Below are 18,637 nucleotides of genomic sequence, written 5' to 3' on the forward strand. Positions count from 1 at the left end.
GAGTCGTCAGATGCTGGCGCGGGATCAGATGTCGTCGACGGAGGACGACTCGAACCGGGAGGAGATGTTGATGCCGAGCTCCTCCGCGGCGCGGTAGACCTCGTCATCCGTGTCGCGCAGGCTGACCGCGGTGCCGTCGGCCGAGAGGACCTCGACGTTCAGGCACAGGGACTGCATCTCCTTGATGAGGACCTTGAAGGACTCCGGGATGCCCGGCTCCTGGATGTTCTCACCCTTGACGATGGCCTCGTACACCTTCACGCGGCCGAGGATGTCGTCCGACTTGATGGTGAGGAGCTCCTGCAGCGCGTAGGCGGCACCGTAGGCCTCGAGGGCCCACACCTCCATCTCGCCGAAGCGCTGGCCGCCGAACTGCGCCTTACCACCGAGCGGCTGCTGGGTGATCATCGAGTACGGGCCCGTCGAGCGCGCGTGGATCTTGTCGTCGACGAGGTGGTGCAGCTTCAGGATGTACATGTAGCCGACCGAGACCGGGTCCGGGAAGGGCTCTCCCGAGCGGCCGTCGAACAGCTGCGTCTTGCCGGACGAGCCGATCAGGCGCTCGCCGTCGCGGGTCGGGGTGGTGGAGTCGAGGAGCCCTGCGAGCTCCTCCTCCGCCGCACCGTCGAACACCGGGGTGGCGACCTTGGTGCCGGGAGCGGCCTCGCGGGCGTGCTCGGGCAGGCGCTTGGCCCACTCGGGCTTGCCCTCGACCTTCCAGCCCTGCTTCGCGATCCAGCCGAGGTGGATCTCGAGGACCTGGCCGAAGTTCATCCGGCCGGGGACGCCGAGCGGGTTGAGCACGATGTCGACCGGGGTGCCGTCGGCGAGGAACGGCATGTCCTCGACCGGCAGGATCTTCGAGATGACGCCCTTGTTGCCGTGGCGGCCGGCGAGCTTGTCGCCCTCGGTGATCTTGCGCTTCTGGGCGATGTAGACGACCACACGCTGGTTGACGCCCGAGCCGAGCTCGTCGTCGCCGTCCTGCGCGTCGAACACCTTGACGCCGATGATCGTGCCCTGCTCGCCGTGGGGCACCTTCAGCGACGTGTCGCGGACCTCGCGGCTCTTCTCGTTGAAGATCGCGCGGAGCAGGCGCTCCTCGGCCGAGAGCTCGGTCTCGCCCTTGGGCGTGACCTTGCCGACGAGGATGTCGCCGGGGCGGACCTCGGCGCCGATGCGGATGATGCCGCGCTCGTCCAGGTCGGCCAGGAGCTCCGGGCTGACGTTGGGGAGGTCGCGGGTGATCTCCTCCTTGCCGAGCTTGGTGTCGCGGGCGTCGACCTCGTACTCCTCGATGTGGATCGAGGAGAGGACGTCGTCCTTCACCAGGTTCTGGCTGAGGATGATCGCGTCCTCGAAGTTGTGACCCTCCCACGGCATGAACGCGACGAGCAGGTTCTTGCCCAGCGCGAGCTCGCCGTTCTCGGTCGCGGGACCGTCGGCGACGATCTCGCCGACCTCGATGCGCTCACCGGCGGAGACGACCACGCGGTTGTTGTACGAGGTGCCCTGGTTCGAGCGGTCGAACTTGCGCAGGAAGTAGGTCTGCGTGCCGCCCTCGTCCAGCTGGACGGTGACGGAGTCGGCGGAGACCTCCTGGACCACGCCGGCCTTGTCGGCCGTGATGACGTCGCCGGCGTCGATGGCCGCGAAGCCCTCCATGCCGGTTCCGACGACGGGCGACTCGCTGCGCAGCAGCGGGACGGCCTGACGCTGCATGTTCGCGCCCATGAGCGCGCGGTTCGCGTCGTCGTGCTCGAGGAACGGGATCAGCGAGGTCGCGACCGAGACCATCTGGCGGGGCGAGACGTCCATGTAGTGCACGCGCTCGGCGTCGACGAGCTCGACCTCTCCGCCCTTGGGGCGGACCAGGACCTTGCCCTCGGCGAAGCGCATGTCGGCGGTGAGGGGGGCGTTCGCCTGGGCGACCAGGTACTCGTCCTCCTCGGACGCGGTGAGGTAGTCGATCTGCGCGGTGACGACGCCGTCGACGACCTTGCGGTACGGGGTCTCGATGAAGCCGAACGAGTTGATGCGCGCGAAGGACGCGAGCGAGCCGATCAGGCCGATGTTCGGGCCTTCCGGGGTCTCGATCGGGCACATGCGGCCGTAGTGCGACGGGTGGACGTCGCGGACCTCGACGCCGGCGCGCTCACGGGAGAGACCGCCGGGGCCGAGCGCCGACAGGCGGCGCTTGTGGGTCAGACCCGCGAGCGGGTTGTTCTGGTCCATGAACTGCGACAGCTGCGAGGTGCCGAAGAACTCCTTGATCGCGGCCACCACGGGGCGGACGTTGATCAGGGTCTGCGGGGTGATCGCCTCGATGTCCTGCGTGGTCATGCGCTCGCGGACGACGCGCTCCATGCGGGACAGGCCGGTGCGGACCTGGTTCTGGATGAGCTCGCCGACCGCGCGGATGCGGCGGTTGCCGAAGTGGTCGATGTCGTCCACGTCGAGGCGGAGGTCGACCGCGGCGCCGTCGCGCACACCGGGGAGGTTGGTGCGGCCGTCGTGCAGCGCGACCAGGTACTTGATGGTCGCGATGATGTCCTCGACCGTGAGCACCGAGTCGGACAGCGCCTTGTCGATGCCGAGCTTGCGGTTGATCTTGTAGCGGCCGACCTTCGCGAGGTCGTAGCGCTTGCTGTTGAAGTAGAAGTTGTCCAGCAGCGCGCGGGCGGCCTCGGCGGCGACCTGCTCGCCCGGACGGAGCTTGCGGTAGATGTCGCGGAGGGCGTCCTCCTTGGTGAGGATGTTGTCCTTCTCGAGGGTCAGCTCGATCGACTCGTAGCCGGCGAACTGCTCGAGGATCTCCTCGCTCGTCAGGCCGAGGGCCTTGAGGAAGACCGTGACCGACTGCTTGCGCTTGCGGTCGATGCGCACGCCGACCTGGTCGCGCTTGTCGATCTCGAACTCGAGCCAGGCACCGCGGCTGGGGATGACGCGCGCGGAGTAGATGTCCTTGTCGGACGTCTTCTCCTGCTGGCGCTCGAAGTACACGCCCGGGCTGCGGACGAGCTGGGACACGACGACACGCTCGGTGCCGTTGATGATGAACGTGCCCTTCTCGGTCATCAGGGGGAAGTCGCCCATGAAGACCGTCTGGGTCTTGATCTCACCCGTGAGGTGGTTCATGAACTCGGCCTCGACGTACAGCGGAGCGGCGTAGGTCTTGCCGCGCTCCTTGCACTCCTCGATCGTGTACTTCTCGGGCTCGAGGTACGGGTTCGTGAAGCTCAGCTGCATCGTCTCGCTGAGGTCCTCGATCGGGGAGATCTCCTCGAAGATCTCGTCGAGTCCGGAGTTGGCGGGGAGATCCTCCCGGCCGACGGCCTTCGCCTCGGCGACGCGGGTCTTCCACGCCTCCGAGCCGACGAGCCAGTCGAAGCTCTCGGTCTGCAGCGCGAGCAGATCCGGAACCGTCAGGGTGTCGCTGATCTTGGCGAACGAGAGACGCGAAGCTCCGCGTCCGTTCTTGGGTGAGGTGGTGGTTGCGTTGGGCGCAGCAGCCAAGGAAGGAACCTCCGTAGACCCTCGCGGGTCTCAATCTGTGGGATGTGTGGAGTGGGCTCCCGCCGGGCGGGCCGACACGTCCTGCTCCCCTGTGCCGTGACCGCGGTGACGCGGCCGCAGCGACGAAGCGACCGGTTTGACGCGGCCTTCGGGGCGGGGGCTAGAGTGTGGCATCGGCATCCACCATCTGATGCCGGGTTCCGATGGCTGGTCGACCGCAATATGACGACTCGGCACTCGGGAGCGCAAAGTACAACTATAGATGTCCAGCGCCACGCCGCGCAAGTGCAGGTGCTTGCGTCCGGCTCGGGGCTCGGGTATACGGCCTGGTCGAGGGTCCCGCCCTCCCCGCCTCTCCCATGCCGCCTCTCCTCCCTCCGCCTCGCCTCCCGCGCGGCACGGCAGACTGGTCGGATGGCCGAACGCACCGGTCGCCGACGCGGCGACGACTCCGAGCACCCCCGCGCCGTACTCGCCAGCGGGTTCCTCGCGCAGATCGAGCCCGACCGCCACTCCGCCGACGCGGCGACCCTCGTCGTCGACGGGACCCCGCAGTCGCACGTCGACCTCGCCGACCCGGCGCACCTCTCCTTCGAGTACGTGCGGCGGATCGGCCACGCGATCGACCTGCTCGCGCCGGAGGGCGAGGCGGTGACGGCGCTGCACCTCGGCGCCGGCGCGCTCACCCTCCCCCGCTACGTCGCCGCGACCCGGCCGGGCTCGCGCCAGCAGGTCGTCGAGATCGAGGCGGCGCTGGTCGACCTCGTGCGCGAGGTGCTCCCGCTGCCCCGCGGGGCGCAGATCCGGATCCGCCAGGGCGACGCCCGCGAGGTGCTCGGCAAGCTGCCGCCGGGACTGCTCGGCACGGTCGACGTCGTCGTGGTCGACATCTTCTCGGGCGCGAGGACGCCGGCGCACGTCACGAGCGCGGAGTTCTACCGGGAGATCGCGCCGCTGCTCGCTCCGGGCGGGATCGTCGCGGTGAACGTGGCCGACGGCGGCGCGCTCGCCTTCGCCCGGGCCCAGGCCGCCACGCTCGCGGCGGTCTTCGCGCACACGGCGATCATGACCGACACGCAGATGCTCAAGGCCAAGCGCTTCGGCAACGTCGTGATGCTCGCCTCGCCGTCGCCGCTGCCGGTGGACGGGCTGCCGCGGCGGCTCGCCTCCGATCCGGCGCCCGCGAAGCTGGTGCAGGGGCGCGAGCTGGAGAACTTCCTCGGCGGCGCCTCGGTCGTGACCGACGACACCGCCACGCCGTCGCCGCTGCCGGCACGCAGCATCTTCCAGGTCCGCCGGGGCTGAGGACCGTCGCCGGGGCGAGGACCGTCGCCGAGGCCGGCGGCGGTCGTGCACGCCCCGGCCGGACGGCCCGGCCCGGTTGCCCGTACAGTGGACGGGGGCCAGCGCCCCCTCCGTCCTCTCGCCGCCGCGTGCGCCGATCCGGATCCGCATCCACGAGGAAGAACCGCCCTGAGCATCATCATCCGCCATGACCCCTCGACGCTCCGCGAGGAGATCGACGCCGACGCCGCCCAGGAGCGCCTGGAGGAGATCGGTGCCCTCCGGTCCCTCGCCGCGCTCACCGAGAAGGCCGAGCTGCTCCGCCTGCTCGGGCGGCTCGACGAGGCGTGGGACATCGCCACCGAGGCCGTCCGCCGCACCCGCTTCTCCGGCGACCGCGCCGAGCTGCTGACCGCGCGCGTCCGCCGCGCCCGCCTGATGCAGCTGCGCGACCGCTCCGACGAGGCGCTCTCGGAGCTGACGCTCTGCGTCGAGGAGGCGCGCACCCACGAGTGGCACCTCGAGCACTCCTTCGCGCTCAAGCACCGCGGGCTCGCGCTCTTCGAGAGCGGCGAGTACAGCCAGGCGGCGCGCGACTTCGACGCGGCGACCGCGCTCGGCGAGCGCGTCGGCGTGGAGGAGGAGGAGCTCGAGGTCGCGCGCCTCGGCTTCGCCGCCGCCTCCGAGTTCCAGGACGAGTCGACCCGCGGCCCCCGGGCGGACGGTGCCGTGCGCGGCCGCCGCCGCGCCGAGGGCGACGAGGCCTGAGCCCCGGAGCCGACGCGATCGATGGCTGAGCTCGACCAGGTCGCCCGCTGGGCCGACGAGCTGCTGCGCGAGCACCTGGACGACTCCTGGAGCTTCGGCTTCGACCACGCCCGCACCCGCGGCGGCGCCTGCCACTGGACCGACCGGCGCATCACCGTCTCGCGGCGCCTCGCCGCGCGGTGGAGCGACGAGGAGGTGCGGCAGACGCTGCTGCACGAGGTCGCGCACGCCCTCGCCGGTCCGAAGGCCGGGCACGGGCCCTCGTGGCGGCGCGCGGCGACCGCTCTCGGCTACACCGGCGACCGCACGCACAGCAATCCGACCGCGGACGAGCTCGCGCCCTGGGTCGGCACCTGCCCGAGCGGCCACCTCTTCTACCGGCACCGCCGGCCCAGCCGCCCGCTGGCCTGCGGCAAGTGCGCGCGGCGCTTCGAGCCGGCGAACGCGATCGAGTGGCGGCGCCGCGAGGTGCCGGCGCGACCGGCCGCGAGCGGGCGCTCGGCGTGAGCGAGGGCGCACCGCATCGCGTCGTCCGTGGCCGGGTGCCGAGCACCGGGCAATGGCTGGTCGACGCGGGCGGGCTCCGCTGGTGGTTCGACTCCGGGAGCCTCGCGCTCGACTTCGCCTGCACCGGGCCGCTGCGCGGGATCCCCGGCGAGCGCCTCGACTCCGACGAGGCCCTGGCGGCCTGGCTCGCCGAGCGCTTCGACGCCGTCGACGCCACCGCCCGCGACGCGCGGCTCGACGACGCGCTGATGCTCCGCGGCGCCGTCTCCCGGCTGGCCGTCGCCGCGGAGCGCGGTGCCGCGGGCGACCCGGCGGACGTCGACGTCGTCAACCTCTTCGCCGCGATGCCGGACGTGCCGCCGTCGCTCTCCGGCGGCTCGCGCCAGGCCGGCCGCTCGCACGCGGCGGCGCGGCAGGCGCTCTCGACCCTCGCCCGCGAGGCGGTCGACCTGCTCGGCGGCGGAACTCCGGGGCGGCTGCGCCGCTGCGACGCGGAGGACTGCCGCATCCTCTACCTCGACACCTCCCGGGCCGGCTCGCGGCGCTGGTGCTCGATGCAGCGCTGCGGCAACCGGGCGAAGGTCCGCGCGCACCGGCGCCGGAGCGCCGAGCGCGCGGACCGCGGCGAGGACTAGTCGACGACCTTCACGTCCTTCCAGAACGCGAGATAGCCCGAGAAGTCCTTGCCGACGCGGTCGAACGCGGTCGGGTACGGCGTCGGGTAGGACCAGGCGCGGTCCTTGAGCATCCCGTCGTCGGACTTCACGTCGTAGTACTGGGCCTCGCCCTTCCACGGGCAGGTGTACTGGGTGCTGCTCGGCACCAGGTAGTCGTTGTTCACGCTCGTGGGCGGGAAGTACCAGTTGCCTTCGATGGAGATGAGATCGGAGTCGGGGGCGTCGGCGATGACGACGTCGTTGAGGACGGCTTTCATTCGGGCCAGCTTTCCTGTCGCGGAGACGGTCGGCGGAGGCGGTCCTCCGCTCCCGGGGAACGCTACGCCGCCCCGCCCCCGCCGGTCGAGCGCGGCCGGAGCCCTTGCGGAGACGCTCAGGTCCGATCCGTCAGCGCGGGGAGCGCAGGACCGTCACCGTGTCGACGGTGTCCACGCGAGCGGCGGCGGAGATCTCGGCCCCGCGGCCGCGCGCGGTGAGCAGGCGACCCGTGGCGGAGGCGGTCAGCAGGTGGACGCAGGCGCGGCGGAGACCCTCGTAGGACGCGGACGCGACGGCCGCATCGGGTGAGACGTGGTCGATCCCGAGCCCGATCAGGGCGTCGATCAGCGCGCCCGCGGCCAGCTGGTCCTCCACGGCGAAGCGCGGCTCGCCCGCCGCGTCGACCTCGCCGACGGCGACGACGTTGACGCTAGTCCGGCCGCCGTTCTCGTGCTGGCGCTCGAGGATCCAGCGGGCGACGGCGGTGCGGTCGGCCAGGCCGGCGCGGACGACGTGGCCGTCGATCGCGTCGGGGTCGACGGCGTCGTCCGCTTCTCCCGGGAGCGCGTCGACCAGCACGGTGATGTGCGCGGGGGCGAGGGCCCGGAGACCGCGGGAGCCCCAGTCGAAGCGGATCTGGTACGACCCCTGGTCGAGGGCGGCGGCCGGGGCGGCGGCGGTGCGGTCGGAGTCGGGGAGCGCGGCGTTCACTCCTCCACGGTACCGACCGCTCCGCCGCCGCCTACACGCCCGCGGCCCGGCGCGCACCCGGTTCCCGCCCGGGAGAACCCGGAGGAGGATGGACTCCGTGAAGGTGATGCTCAAGCACGTGCTCGACACCGACCCCGACTCCGCCTGGCGCGCCCTGCAGAGTCCCGCCGTGTTCCGCGAGGTGATGTCCCCGTTCCTGACCGCCGCGTCCCTCGACGAGGGCGGCTTCCGGCCGACCTGGGGCCTCGGGCCGCACGACGTCGCGATGGACGCCCTCGGGATCGTGCCGATGGGCGCGCAGGAGATCGACCTCTCCTACCGCCGCGTCCCGTCGATGCCCGACGTCCGGATCCTCCGCGACAACGGTGCTCCGCTGTCCGGCGCGCTGCGGCTGATCACCGCGTGGGACCACCGGATGGCCGTGGCCCCGCTCCCGGACGGGCGCACGCTCTTCCGCGACCGGCTGGAGTTCAGCGCCGGGCTCGCCTCGCCGGCGCTCTGGCCGTCGATGTGGGCGTTCTGGCAGTGGCGCGGGATCCGCATCCGCGCCCTGGCTCCGACCTGGCGGCACGACGTCGGCGCCGATACCCGCCCCCGAGGGGAGGACGCACCGTGAGCCCCGACGGATCGGCCGAGGAGGCCGTCGAGCTGTCCCGCGCGGACCTGCTGCGCTTCCGCTGGCCCTCCGGCGAGGACGACGGCAGCGAGGACGAGGACGCCGTGTCGCCGCGGCGCCGGCTCGCCTCCGCCATCGAGGTCGCCGACTGGCGCCGCCACGTCCAGGCGATGTACGCCGAGGTCCGCAGGCTCTCGAACGTCGACCTGCTCGCCGCGCACGCGTCGTGGATCCGGGCGCGCAACGCGCTGTTCGACCGCCACCCCGCCACTCCCCTGCTGCCCGCCGACCGGGCGCACTTCCGCTCGCTGCCGATCGCGCCGTACGACGCGGCCTGGCGGTTCGAGCTCGAGGTCGCGCCGGCCGAGGAGGCGCGGCGGATGGACGTGGAGACCGGGACGGACGGCGTCGTGCCGTTCGAGCTGGTCGGGACCGTCGAGGTCCCCTCCGCAGGGACCCTGGACGTCTGGAAGCTCGGCTCCTACGGCGGCGGGCTCTTCGTGCCCGTCAAGGACGCGCTGGCCGGGACGCCGGGCGGCACCTACGGCGGCGGGCGCTACCTGCTCGACACCGTGAAGGGCGCCGACCTCGGCACCGGAGCGACGCCGTCGACGCTCGTGCTCGACTTCAACTTCGCCTACAACCCCTCCTGCGCGTACGACCCGGCCTGGGCCTGCCCGCTCGCGCAGGCCGGCAACACGCTGCCGGTCGAGGTGCCGGTGGGTGAGCGCTACAAGGGCTGACGCGGCGCCGACATGCTGATCGAGCAGCCCTCGCAGAGGGCGTATCGAGATCCACCGTGCTCAGCAGGCCGGGTCTCGATACGCCGCTCCGCGGCTGCTCGACCAGCATGGGCCGCCGCTGCGCGGCTGCTCGACTGCCACGGGTGCTCGATGCTGACCGTTCTCGGAGGCTCCGCCGATAGCCTCCGGGCGGCGCGCCTCCGCGCCGGAAAGCAGGAATCAGCATGCCCCGATCCGTCCTCCTCGTCACCGGCACCTCGACCGGCATCGGCCGCGCGACCGCGATCGAGGCGGCCCGCTCGGGCTGGCAGGTGGTCGCCACGGTCCGCGATGTGGAGCACGCCGACGGCCTCCGCGAGGCGATCGGCGGGGCCGGGGTCGAGCTCGACGTGCAGCAGCTGGACGTCACCGACGCCGACTCCGTGGCCGCCTGCCTCGAGCGGATCCAGAGCGTCCACGGCGGGCTCGACGTGCTGGTCAACAACGCCGGCGCGGGCCACATCGGCATCAGCGAGCTCGAGGACCCGGCCGAGCTGCGCCGCGTCATGGAGGTGAACTTCTTCGGCACCGTGGCCGTGACCCGCGCCGCGCTGCCGCTGCTGCGCTCCTCGCGCGGACGCATCGTGACCGTCTCGAGCGTCGGCGGCGCGATCGGCCAGCCGTTCAACGAGGACTACTGCGCCGCGAAGTTCGCGGTCGAGGGCTTCTTCGAGGCGCTCGCACCCGTCGCCGCGGCGGTCGGCGTGCACGTCTCGCTGATCGAGCCGGGTGCCGTCCGCAGCAGCTTCGTCGAGAACGTCGGCATCGACGCCTCCGCCCTGATGGCCGAGGCCGGCCCCTACGCCGGCGCGCTCGGCGCCTACCTCGACCGCACGGCCTCGGCGTTCTCCTCCACCCACGCCCAGGAGCCGGCCGACGTCGCCGCGGTGATCCTGCAGACCCTGCGCGACCCGGAGCCGCCCTTCCGCGTGCAGACCTCGGACTGGGCGCGCGACTTCGTCGGCCTGAAGCTGGCCGACCTCGACGGCTCCCGCGTGCAGACGACCATGCGGGGATGGATCGGCACCCACTAGGGTGGGAGGGTGCGAGCGCGACGACTGCGCTCCCCCGCGTCGTAGAACGCCCCTGGTCCTCGGACCGCGATCGTCAGGGATCCTTGGGATCCCGACCATCTGGCGCACGTGCATGAGGCCTCCGGCCGCGCGCACCGCTTCTGACGGCGAACGGATGTGACCACCGTCACCTTCGCCCGAACAGCCGATCACCCGCGCCCGCCCACCGGCCTGCGCTGTCAGATCGGCATGATGCCCCGAAAGGCACCATCCATGTCGACCATCCCCACCTTCGCCGCCCTCGGCGTCCCCGCACCCCTCGTCACCGCCCTGACCGCGAACGGCATCACCGAGCCGTTCCCGATCCAGGTGGACACCCTCCCCGACACCCTGAACGGCCGCGACGTGCTCGGCCGCGGCAAGACCGGCTCGGGCAAGACCCTCGCCTTCGCCATCCCGATGGTCGCCCGCCTCGGCGGCGCCCTCGCCGGTGGACGCCGCCGCCCCGGCCGCCCGCTCGGCCTGATCCTCGCGCCGACCCGCGAGCTCGCGACGCAGATCACCGCGGCCATGCAGCCCCTCGCCGACGCCTACGGCATCGTCACCACCACGATCTTCGGCGGCGTCTCGCAGCAGCGCCAGGTCGCCGCGCTCAAGCAGGGCGTCGACATCGTCGTGGCCTGCCCCGGCCGCCTCGAGGACCTGATGAAGCAGGGCTTCGTCAACCTCGACGCCGTCGAGATCACCGTGCTCGACGAGGCCGACCACATGGCCGACCTGGGCTTCCTGCCCGTCGTCACGCGCATCCTCGACAAGACCCCTCGCGGCGGACAGCGCCTGCTGTTCTCGGCCACGCTCGACAACGGCGTGGACAAGCTGGTCAAGAAGTACCTGCAGAACGAGGTGCTGCACTCGGTCGACGAGGCGAACTCGCCCGTCGCGCTGATGACCCACCACGTCTTCGAGGTCGACGGCCTCGACGCCAAGAACGCCCTCGTGAAGACCCTCGCGTCCGGCACCGGCCGCCGCATCCTCTTCATGCGCACCAAGCACCACGCGAAGAAGCTCGCCAAGCAGCTCACCGGCCAGGGCATCCCCGCCGTCGACCTGCACGGCAACCTCTCGCAGGTCGCCCGCGACCGCAACCTCGCCGCCTTCGGCGCCGGCACCGTGAAGGTGCTCGTCGCCACCGACGTCGCCGCCCGCGGCGTGCACGTCGACGACGTCGAGCTGGTCATCCACGTCGACCCGCCCATGGAGCACAAGGCGTACCTGCACCGCTCGGGCCGCACCGCCCGCGCCGGCAGCGAGGGCGACGTCGTCACCGTCGTCCTGCCGACCCAGCGCGGCGACGTGAAGACGCTCCTGCGCAAGGCCGCCATCCAGGTCACCCCGCAGCTCGTCACCGCCGACTCGGCCGCCGTGTCGAAGCTCGTCGGCGACGTCGCGCCCTACGTCACCCCCTCGGCCGTCGTCGAGCCCGTCCGCGGTCAGTCGCAGGGCGGCCGCTCGCAGGGTGCCAACGCGCAGCGCAAGCGCGCCGCGCGCACCGACGGCACCTCCGCCCCCCGCGGCGGACGCGGAGAGCGCTCGGCGGCCCCCGCCGGCGCCGGCTCCGACCGTCCCCGCCGCGGCGGCGGCGCGACCGACGGCGCCCCTCGCGGCGGACAGCGCGGCGGCCGCGGCCGCTCCGCCGCCCCCGCGACGACCTCGGGCGGCTCGCGCTCGTACTACAGCACCGGCAGCGGCAGCAGCAGCTCCGCCCCGGCCGGCGCCGAGCGTCGCCCGTCGCGCCGCGCGCAGGGCTGAGCCGTTTTGCACGCCGCGTGGCGGCGTGCCGCAGTCGGCTGGATGGACGGTCGCGTTCTGCAGAGCGTGTCGCGAACGGCTACGGCGATTCGCTTGGCACGCGAATCGCCGCTCCGCCTCGTGAGGGGCGGCTGGTCCGGGTACGCAACGTCTGACGACGTGCGCGCGCCGCGACGACTGCACGACGAGACATGAAGAAGGCCGGGAGTCCTCCCGCGACGGAGTCGCGGGTCGGGCTCCCGGCCTTCGTCGTCTTTGGAGGTGAGACGCTCCCTCCGTCGTCAGCGGCGTGCGCAGAGAAGGCTGGACCGCCCGTTTCGCCCGAAGAAGGACGCGAGAACGCCTTCCAGCCTCAGCTGTCCAGAGGTCGCCCGCTTGAGGCGCACCTCTCGTCGGGATGCTCGCGCGCGAGCGCGGCACGCCCCGGACGTCCCGCGCATCGGATCGCAGTCCGTTCCCGACCCACCAGCTGCGGAGCCCCCTCCGCCGAAGTCTCGGCACGAGAGCGCGCTTCGAGCCGGAGGCGGAATTCGCGTGCCAGCGAATTCCGCCAGGCGGACGTCGGACGCTCTACAGAGCCCGACCGCCTGCGAGAGCCGACCGCGGCGCGGCGCCCCGCGGCGCGCGAGAAGGCACGCTGCGCGCTATCGGAGCTTCCCCACCGAAGCCAGTGCGGCGCGCAGCAACGCGCCGCGCCCGCCCTCCATCTCGGCGGAGACGGCGTCGGAGCAGGCCTCGTCGGGCGTCATCCAGGTGAGCTCGAGGGCGTCCTGGCGGGGGTCGCAGGTGCCGGTGACGGGGACGACGTAGGCGAGCGAGACGGCGTGCTGCCGATCGTCGGTGAAGGGGCCCATCCCGGGCATCGGGAAGTACTCGGCGACGTGGAAGGGCAGCGGGCTGGCCGGCAGCAGCGGGAACGCCATCGGGCCGAGGTCCTTCTCGAGGTGGCGGAACAGCGCGTCGCGGAGGGTCTCGCCGTACATCACCCGGCCGGAGACGATCGTGCGCGTGATCTGCCCCGAGGCGGTCGCCCGGAGGAGCACCCCGACCTCGGTCACCTGGCCGAGTCCGTCGACGCGGACGGGCACCGCCTCGACGTACAGCAGCGGGAGCCGACGGCGGATCTCGGCGAGTTCATCGTCGGACAGCCACCCGGAGTTGGGATCAGGGGTACGCACGCTCATAGGGCCATTCTTACCCGACGTTCATGTCAGTCCGGTTTCGGCTCGCATCCGGCGGGCTCGGCGATGATGGTCGGATGGGTATCGACGCGAACGCAGTGCTGTGGTCCTCCTCCGCGAAGGACCGGGCCGGGCGGCCCCTCCTGGTGCTCCTGCACGGCTACGGCTCGCACGAGGGCGACCTCTTCTCGCTCGGCGCCTACCTGCCGCTGGAGCCGGTCCTCGCCTCGCTCCGCGCGCCGCTGGCGCTGGACGGCGGCGCGAACGCCTGGTGGCCGCTGCGGGTGCCGCTGGACCCGGATCAGCCGCGGGCGGACCCGATCGCGGTCGAGGCGGCGGCGCAGGGCGTCCTCGACTGGCTGGACGCGCTCGATCACGACGGTCCCGTCGGGCTGCTCGGCTTCTCGCAGGGCGCGGCGCTGGCCGTGCAGCTGCTGCGGCGCGCGCCCGGCCGGTTCGCGTTCACGGTCGCCCTCTCGGGGTTCGTGGTGCCGCTGGCGGAGGGCGACACGGCCGACGAGGTCCTGGCCGCCGAGCGTCCGCCGGTGTTCTGGGGCCGGGGCACGCTCGACGCGGTGATCCCGCCGGAGCTGGTCGCTGCGGCCGGGGAGTGGTTCCCGGCGCACACGGCGCTCGACGCGCGGGTCTACGAGGGCGTGGCGCACGGTGTGAGCCAGGCGGAGCTCGCCGACATCGGCACCTTCGTGCGGCTCGGCTTCGCCTGACTCCGGTGCCGCCCGGCGATCACCGGGCGCCGCGTCCGCTCGTCAAGGGCTCGCCCGCGGGTCGCGCACACGGCAATGTCGGTGGTGGCAGGGAGGATTCACGCATGCCGCACGTCCTCGATCGCTTCAGCCCCGCCACCCGGGCCTGGTTCGAGGGCGCGTTCCCCGCGCCCACGGCCGCCCAGGAGGGCGCGTGGTCGGCGATCTCGAGCGGCGCGCACGCGCTCGTCGTCGCTCCCACGGGCTCGGGCAAGACGCTGTCGGCGTTCCTCTGGGCGATCGACCGGCTCGTGCAGGGCCCGCCACCGGAGGACCCTCAGCACCGCACCCGCGTGCTCTACGTGTCGCCGCTGAAGGCTCTGGGTGTCGACGTCGAGCGCAACCTCCGCTCGCCGCTGGTCGGCGTCACGCAGACCGCGCTGCGGCTGAGCGCCGAGGGCATCGGCAGCGCGCCGTCGACGGTGACCGTGGGCGTCCGCTCCGGCGACACCCCGGCGGCCGAGCGGCGGGTGCTGCAGAAGACGCCGCCGGACATCCTGATCACCACCCCCGAGTCGCTCTACCTGATGCTCACCTCGGCCGCGCGGGAGTCGCTGCGCGGTGTCGAGACGGTCATCGTCGACGAGGTGCACGCGGTCGCCTCGACCAAGCGCGGTGCGCACCTCGCGGTCTCGCTCGAGCGGCTCGACGCGCTGCTGCCGAAGCCCGTGCAGCGCATCGGCCTGTCGGCGACGGTCCGCCCGCGCGAGGAGGTCGCGCGCTTCCTGGCCGGCCGCTCCCCCGTCACGATCGTCGCCCCCGTCTCCGAGAAGCAGTGGGACCTCAGCGTCGTCGTCCCCGTCGAGGACATGTCGGAGCTGGGCTCCACCGCGTCGCAGGACGGCTCGACGATGGGCGCCACCGGCCCGCAGAGCGGCTCCATCTGGCCGCATGTGGAGGAGTCGATCGTCGACCGGGTGCTCGCGCACACCTCCTCGATCGTCTTCGCGAACTCGCGGCGGCTGGCCGAGCGACTGACGGCCCGGCTCAACGAGATCTACGCGGAGCGGCGCGAGGCCGAGGCCGAGCGCGCCCGCGAGGCCGGGGAGCCGGTCGCGGTCGGTGCGCTCCTCGAGGGGGTCGTCGGGGCCTCCGCCCGCCGCACTCCCGCCGCGACGATGGGCGCCGCCGGAGCGACCAGCGGCACCGGCCAGGCCGCTCCCGAGGACGAGCCGCTCCTCGCCCGCGCGCACCACGGCTCGGTCAGCAAGGAGCAGCGGGCGATCATCGAGGACGACCTGAAGTCGGGCCGGCTGCGCTGCGTGGTCGCCACCTCGAGCCTCGAGCTCGGCATCGACATGGGCGCCGTCGACCTCGTCGTGCAGGTCGAGACGCCGCCGTCGGTCGCGAGTGCGCTCCAGCGCGTCGGCCGGGCGGGGCACCAGGTGGGCGAGGTCTCGCGCGGCTCGTTCTACCCCAAGCACCGGGCCGACCTGCTGCACTCCGCCGTCACCACCGAGCGGATGCGCGCCGGCCTGATCGAGGCGATCATGGTGCCCGCCAACCCGCTCGACATCCTCGCCCAGCAGACGGTCGCGGCCACGGCACTGGAGTCGCTCGACGTCGACGAGTGGTTCGACACCGTCCGCCGCAGCGCCCCCTTCGTCGCCCTGCCGCGCTCGGCCTACGAGGCGACGCTCGACCTGCTCTCCGGCCGCTACCCCTCCGACCAGTTCGCGGAGCTGCGGCCCCGCGTCGTCTGGGACCGCGACGAGAACACCCTCACCGGTCGGCCGGGGGCGCAGCGCCTGGCGGTGACCAGCGGCGGGACGATCCCCGACCGCGGGCTGTTCGGCGTCTTCATGGTCGGCGAGCCCGGCTCGACCGGCAACCGGGTCGGCGAGCTGGACGAGGAGATGGTCTACGAGTCGCGCGTCGGCGACGTCTTCGCCCTCGGAGCGACCAGCTGGCGGATCCAGGAGATCACCTACGACCGCGTGATCGTGACGCCCGCGTTCGGCGAGCCCGGGCGCCTCCCGTTCTGGAAGGGCGACTCGCAGGGCCGGCCGGCCGAGCTCGGCGAGGCGATCGGAGCCTTCACCCGCGAGATCGGCGGCGCCGCCGTCGAGACCGCGCGCGAGCGCTGCACCGCCGCGGGCCTGGACGAGTACGCGACCAACAACCTGCTCTCCTTCCTCGACGAGCAGCGCCTGGCCACCGGCCGCATCCCGGACGACCGCACGCTCGTGCTCGAGCGCTTCCGCGACGAGCTCGGCGACTGGCGGCTGGTGCTGCACTCGCCCTACGGGATGCAGGTGCACTCCCCCTGGGCTCTCGCCATCGGCGCGCGGGTCCGCGAGCGGCACGGCGTCGACGGAGCGGCGATGGCGGGCGACGACGGCATCGTCGTGCGCATCCCCGACACCGAGTCCGAGCCGCCCGGGGCCGAGCTCTTCCTCTTCGACCGCGACGAGCTGGAGCAGCTGGTGACCAGCGAGGTCGGCGGCTCCGCGCTCTTCGCCGCCCGGTTCCGCGAGTGCGCGGCGCGGGCGCTGCTGCTCCCCCGCTACAACCCCGGCAAGCGCTCGCCGCTCTGGCAGCAGCGCCAGCGCGCCGCCCAGCTGCTCGACGTGGCCCGCACCTACCCGACCTTCCCGATCATCCTCGAGACGGTGCGCGAGTGCCTCCAGGACGTCTACGACCTGCCCGCCCTGCTGCGCCTCGCCGCACGGCTCGACGGCCGCGAGCTGCAGATCCTCGAGGTCGAGACTCCGACGGCGAGCCCGTTCGCCCGCTCGATGCTGTTCGGCTACGTCGCGGCCTTCATGTACGAGGGCGACAGCCCGCTCGCGGAGCGCCGCGCGGCCGCTCTCTCGGTCGACGCGACGCTCCTCGGCGAGCTGCTGGGCCGCGCCGAGCTGCGCGAGCTGCTCGACCCGCTCGTCCTCGCGCAGATCGAGCGCGAGCTGCAGCGGGTCGAGCCGGAGCGGCGGCTGCGCGGGCTCGAAGGCGCCGCCGATCTGCTCCGCCTGCTCGGCCCGCTGACGATCGACGAGCTGGGCGAGCGACTGGTGGACGAGTCGGTGACGTCGGCCGACGTCGCGAAGGCCGAGCCGATCGCCCGGGAGACGCTGGACGCGATCGTCGCCGAGCTGGTCCGCGCGAAGCGCGTCCTGCCGGTCGGCCTCGCCGGCGAGCAGCGCTACGCCGCGATGGAGGACGCCTCGCGCCTGCGCGACGCCCTCGGCGTCCCCTTGCCCATCGGCGTCCCCGTCGCCTTCATCGACCCGGTGCGCGACCCGCTCGGCGACCTGGTCGCCCGCTACGCGCGCACCCACGGCCCGTTCACCGCCGTCGCCGTCGCCGCCCGGCTCGGCCTCGGTGTCGCGGTCGTTAACGACACCCTCCGCCGGCTCTCGGGCGAGCGGCGCGTCTCCGAGGGCGAGTTCCGCCCGAACGGCACCGGCTCCGAGTGGTGCGACAGCGAGGTGCTGCGCCGCCTGCGCAGCCGCTCGCTCGCCGCGCTGCGGAAGGAGGTCGAGCCGGTCGACGCCGCCGCCTACGGCCGCTTCCTGCCGGCCTGGCAGCACCTCGGCGGCTCGCTGCGCGGCATCGACGGTGTCGCCTCCGTCATCGACCAGCTCGCGGGCGCGCCCATCCCCGCCTCGGCCTGGGAGTCGCTGATCCTCCCCGCGCGGGTGCGCGACTACTCCCCCGCCATGCTCGACGAGCTGACCGCGACCGGAGAGGTCCTCTGGGCCGGCGCCGGCACCCTCCCCGGCAACGACGGCTGGGTGAGCCTGCACCTCGCCGACACCGCCGGACTCACGCTGCCCGTCCCCGCGGCCGAGGCGGTGCCGCTCGGCGAGCTGCAGCAGGAGATCGTCGGCGTGCTCGGCTCCGGCGGCGGCTACTTCTTCCGCCAGCTCTCCGACGCGGTCGGCTCCACCGACGACAAGACCCTCGTCGAGGCGCTGTGGGAACTGGTCTGGGCGGGCCTGCTCACGAACGACACCCTCGCTCCGCTGCGCACCCTCGTCGGCTCGACCGGCGGCGCGCACCGGCAGCCGCGCGCCCCGGCCCGCGCCAGGGCACCCCGCGGCCGGATGGCCGCCCGGCCCACCATGGCGACCCGCGTCGGCCCGCCCACCGCCGGCGGCCGCTGGTCGATCGTGCCGCTGGCGGAGTCGGACGCGACGATCCGCGGGCACGCGCTCGGCGAGACGCTGCTCGAGCGCTACGGCATCGTCACCCGCGGCTCCGTCCAGGCCGAGGGGGTGCTCGGCGGCTTCGCGCTCGCCTACAAGGTGCTCAGCGGCTTCGAGCAGCAGGGCCGCGCCCGCCGCGGCTACTTCATCGAGAAGCTCGGTGCTGCGCAGTTCGGCACCGCAGGCAGCGTCGACCGGCTCCGCACCTTCGCGCCGCAGGACGAGGCCCAGCAGCGCGCCCGGCCCGTCTTCGCGCTGGCCGCCACCGACCCGGCGAACCCGTTCGGTGCGGCGCTGCCGTGGCCGCAGGGCGAGGGCCACCGGCCCGGGCGCAAGGCGGGCGCCCTGGTCGCCGTCGTGGACGGCGAGCTGGCCGTCTACCTCGAGCGCGGCGGGAAGACGGCGCTGACCTTCTCCTCCGACGAGACCGTCCTCGCGGACGCGGCCGGAGCGCTCGCGCAGCTGGTCCGCTCCCGAGGAGTGGAGAAGCTGACCGTCGAGAAGATCGACGGCGTCTTCGCCCTGGGCACGCCGTTCGGCGACGCCCTGACCGCCGCCGGATTCGTCGCGAACCCGCGCGGCCTGAGGCTGCGCGCGTGAGCG

The 18,637-nt window shown here is 73.1% G+C and carries 14 protein-coding genes; 10 read left to right on the top strand and 4 right to left on the bottom strand.

The window, feature by feature from the left end; all coding sequences use genetic code 11:
* Positions 1 to 24: 24 nt before the first annotated feature.
* The gene (rpoB, locus tag HRK28_RS05325; RefSeq protein WP_160087598.1) at positions 25 to 3,516 is read right to left on the bottom strand and encodes a DNA-directed RNA polymerase subunit beta; all 3,492 of its coding nucleotides are present in this window, start codon (positions 3,514 to 3,516) and stop codon (positions 25 to 27) included.
* A 414-nt stretch (positions 3,517 to 3,930) separates the two neighbouring features.
* On the opposite strand from rpoB, the gene HRK28_RS05330 reads away from it, so the two are divergent.
* From HRK28_RS05330 to HRK28_RS05345, 4 genes are all read left to right on the top strand, one after another.
* Positions 3,931 to 4,821 (top strand): spermidine synthase, encoded by an 891-nt coding sequence (locus HRK28_RS05330; protein WP_160087596.1) that lies wholly within the window; start codon positions 3,931 to 3,933, stop codon positions 4,819 to 4,821.
* An 87-nt stretch (positions 4,822 to 4,908) separates the two neighbouring features.
* Complete coding sequence (locus HRK28_RS05335; protein ID WP_173250619.1) at positions 4,909 to 5,568, top strand: hypothetical protein; 660 nt, start codon at positions 4,909 to 4,911, stop codon at positions 5,566 to 5,568.
* A gap of 21 nt (positions 5,569 to 5,589) precedes the next feature.
* Positions 5,590 to 6,075 carry a SprT-like domain-containing protein gene (locus tag HRK28_RS05340; protein ID WP_173250620.1) on the top strand — a complete coding sequence of 162 codons (486 nt, stop codon included), beginning with the start codon at positions 5,590 to 5,592 and terminating at the stop codon, positions 6,073 to 6,075.
* Between the two features lie 35 nt (positions 6,076 to 6,110).
* A complete protein-coding gene (locus HRK28_RS05345; protein WP_367948344.1) occupies positions 6,111 to 6,710 on the top strand; it encodes a CGNR zinc finger domain-containing protein in 600 nt (199 codons plus the stop codon).
* On the opposite strand, the gene HRK28_RS05350 is transcribed toward HRK28_RS05345, so the two are convergent.
* Both HRK28_RS05350 and HRK28_RS05355 read right to left on the bottom strand, forming a co-directional pair.
* Complete coding sequence (locus tag HRK28_RS05350; protein ID WP_123445021.1) at positions 6,707 to 7,009, bottom strand: DUF427 domain-containing protein; 303 nt, start codon at positions 7,007 to 7,009, stop codon at positions 6,707 to 6,709. The genes HRK28_RS05345 and HRK28_RS05350 overlap by 4 nt on opposite strands.
* 130 nt (positions 7,010 to 7,139) lie before the next feature.
* Positions 7,140 to 7,721, bottom strand: a complete 582-nt coding sequence (locus HRK28_RS05355) for a 2-phosphosulfolactate phosphatase (RefSeq protein ID WP_173250621.1) — start codon at positions 7,719 to 7,721, stop codon at positions 7,140 to 7,142.
* An 88-nt stretch (positions 7,722 to 7,809) separates the two neighbouring features.
* On the opposite strand from HRK28_RS05355, the gene HRK28_RS05360 reads away from it, so the two are divergent.
* The 4 genes from HRK28_RS05360 to HRK28_RS05375 all read left to right on the top strand — a co-directional run bounded on the left by HRK28_RS05360 (position 7,810) and on the right by HRK28_RS05375 (position 11,941).
* Positions 7,810 to 8,337: a hypothetical protein gene (locus HRK28_RS05360; RefSeq protein WP_217274397.1), complete on the top strand. Its 528-nt coding sequence runs from the start codon at positions 7,810 to 7,812 to the stop codon at positions 8,335 to 8,337.
* A gap of 170 nt (positions 8,338 to 8,507) precedes the next feature.
* Complete coding sequence (locus HRK28_RS05365; RefSeq protein WP_123445360.1) at positions 8,508 to 9,080, top strand: DUF1684 domain-containing protein; 573 nt, start codon at positions 8,508 to 8,510, stop codon at positions 9,078 to 9,080.
* 224 nt (positions 9,081 to 9,304) lie between these two features.
* Complete coding sequence (locus tag HRK28_RS05370) at positions 9,305 to 10,153, top strand: SDR family oxidoreductase (RefSeq protein WP_160087588.1); 849 nt, start codon at positions 9,305 to 9,307, stop codon at positions 10,151 to 10,153.
* 252 nt (positions 10,154 to 10,405) lie between these two features.
* On the top strand, positions 10,406 to 11,941 hold the full coding sequence (locus HRK28_RS05375; protein WP_160087586.1) for a DEAD/DEAH box helicase: 1,536 nt from the start codon (positions 10,406 to 10,408) through the stop codon (positions 11,939 to 11,941).
* Between the two features lie 644 nt (positions 11,942 to 12,585).
* Here HRK28_RS05375 and HRK28_RS05380 read toward each other — a convergent pair.
* On the bottom strand, positions 12,586 to 13,125 hold the full coding sequence (locus HRK28_RS05380) for an NUDIX hydrolase family protein (RefSeq protein WP_123445016.1): 540 nt from the start codon (positions 13,123 to 13,125) through the stop codon (positions 12,586 to 12,588).
* 74 nt (positions 13,126 to 13,199) lie between these two features.
* Between HRK28_RS05380 and HRK28_RS05385 the strand changes: the two genes are divergently transcribed.
* Both HRK28_RS05385 and HRK28_RS05390 read left to right on the top strand, forming a co-directional pair.
* Complete coding sequence (locus tag HRK28_RS05385) at positions 13,200 to 13,847, top strand: alpha/beta hydrolase (protein ID WP_173250622.1); 648 nt, start codon at positions 13,200 to 13,202, stop codon at positions 13,845 to 13,847.
* Positions 13,848 to 13,951: 104 nt separating this feature from the next.
* Positions 13,952 to 18,634, top strand: coding sequence for an ATP-dependent helicase (locus HRK28_RS05390; RefSeq protein ID WP_173250623.1), 4,683 nt, complete (start codon positions 13,952 to 13,954; stop codon positions 18,632 to 18,634).
* Positions 18,635 to 18,637: the final 3 nt, after the last annotated feature.

The sequence above is a fragment of the Rathayibacter sp. VKM Ac-2835 genome, assembly GCF_013266705.1.
Classification (GTDB): Bacteria; Actinomycetota; Actinomycetes; order Actinomycetales; family Microbacteriaceae; genus Rathayibacter.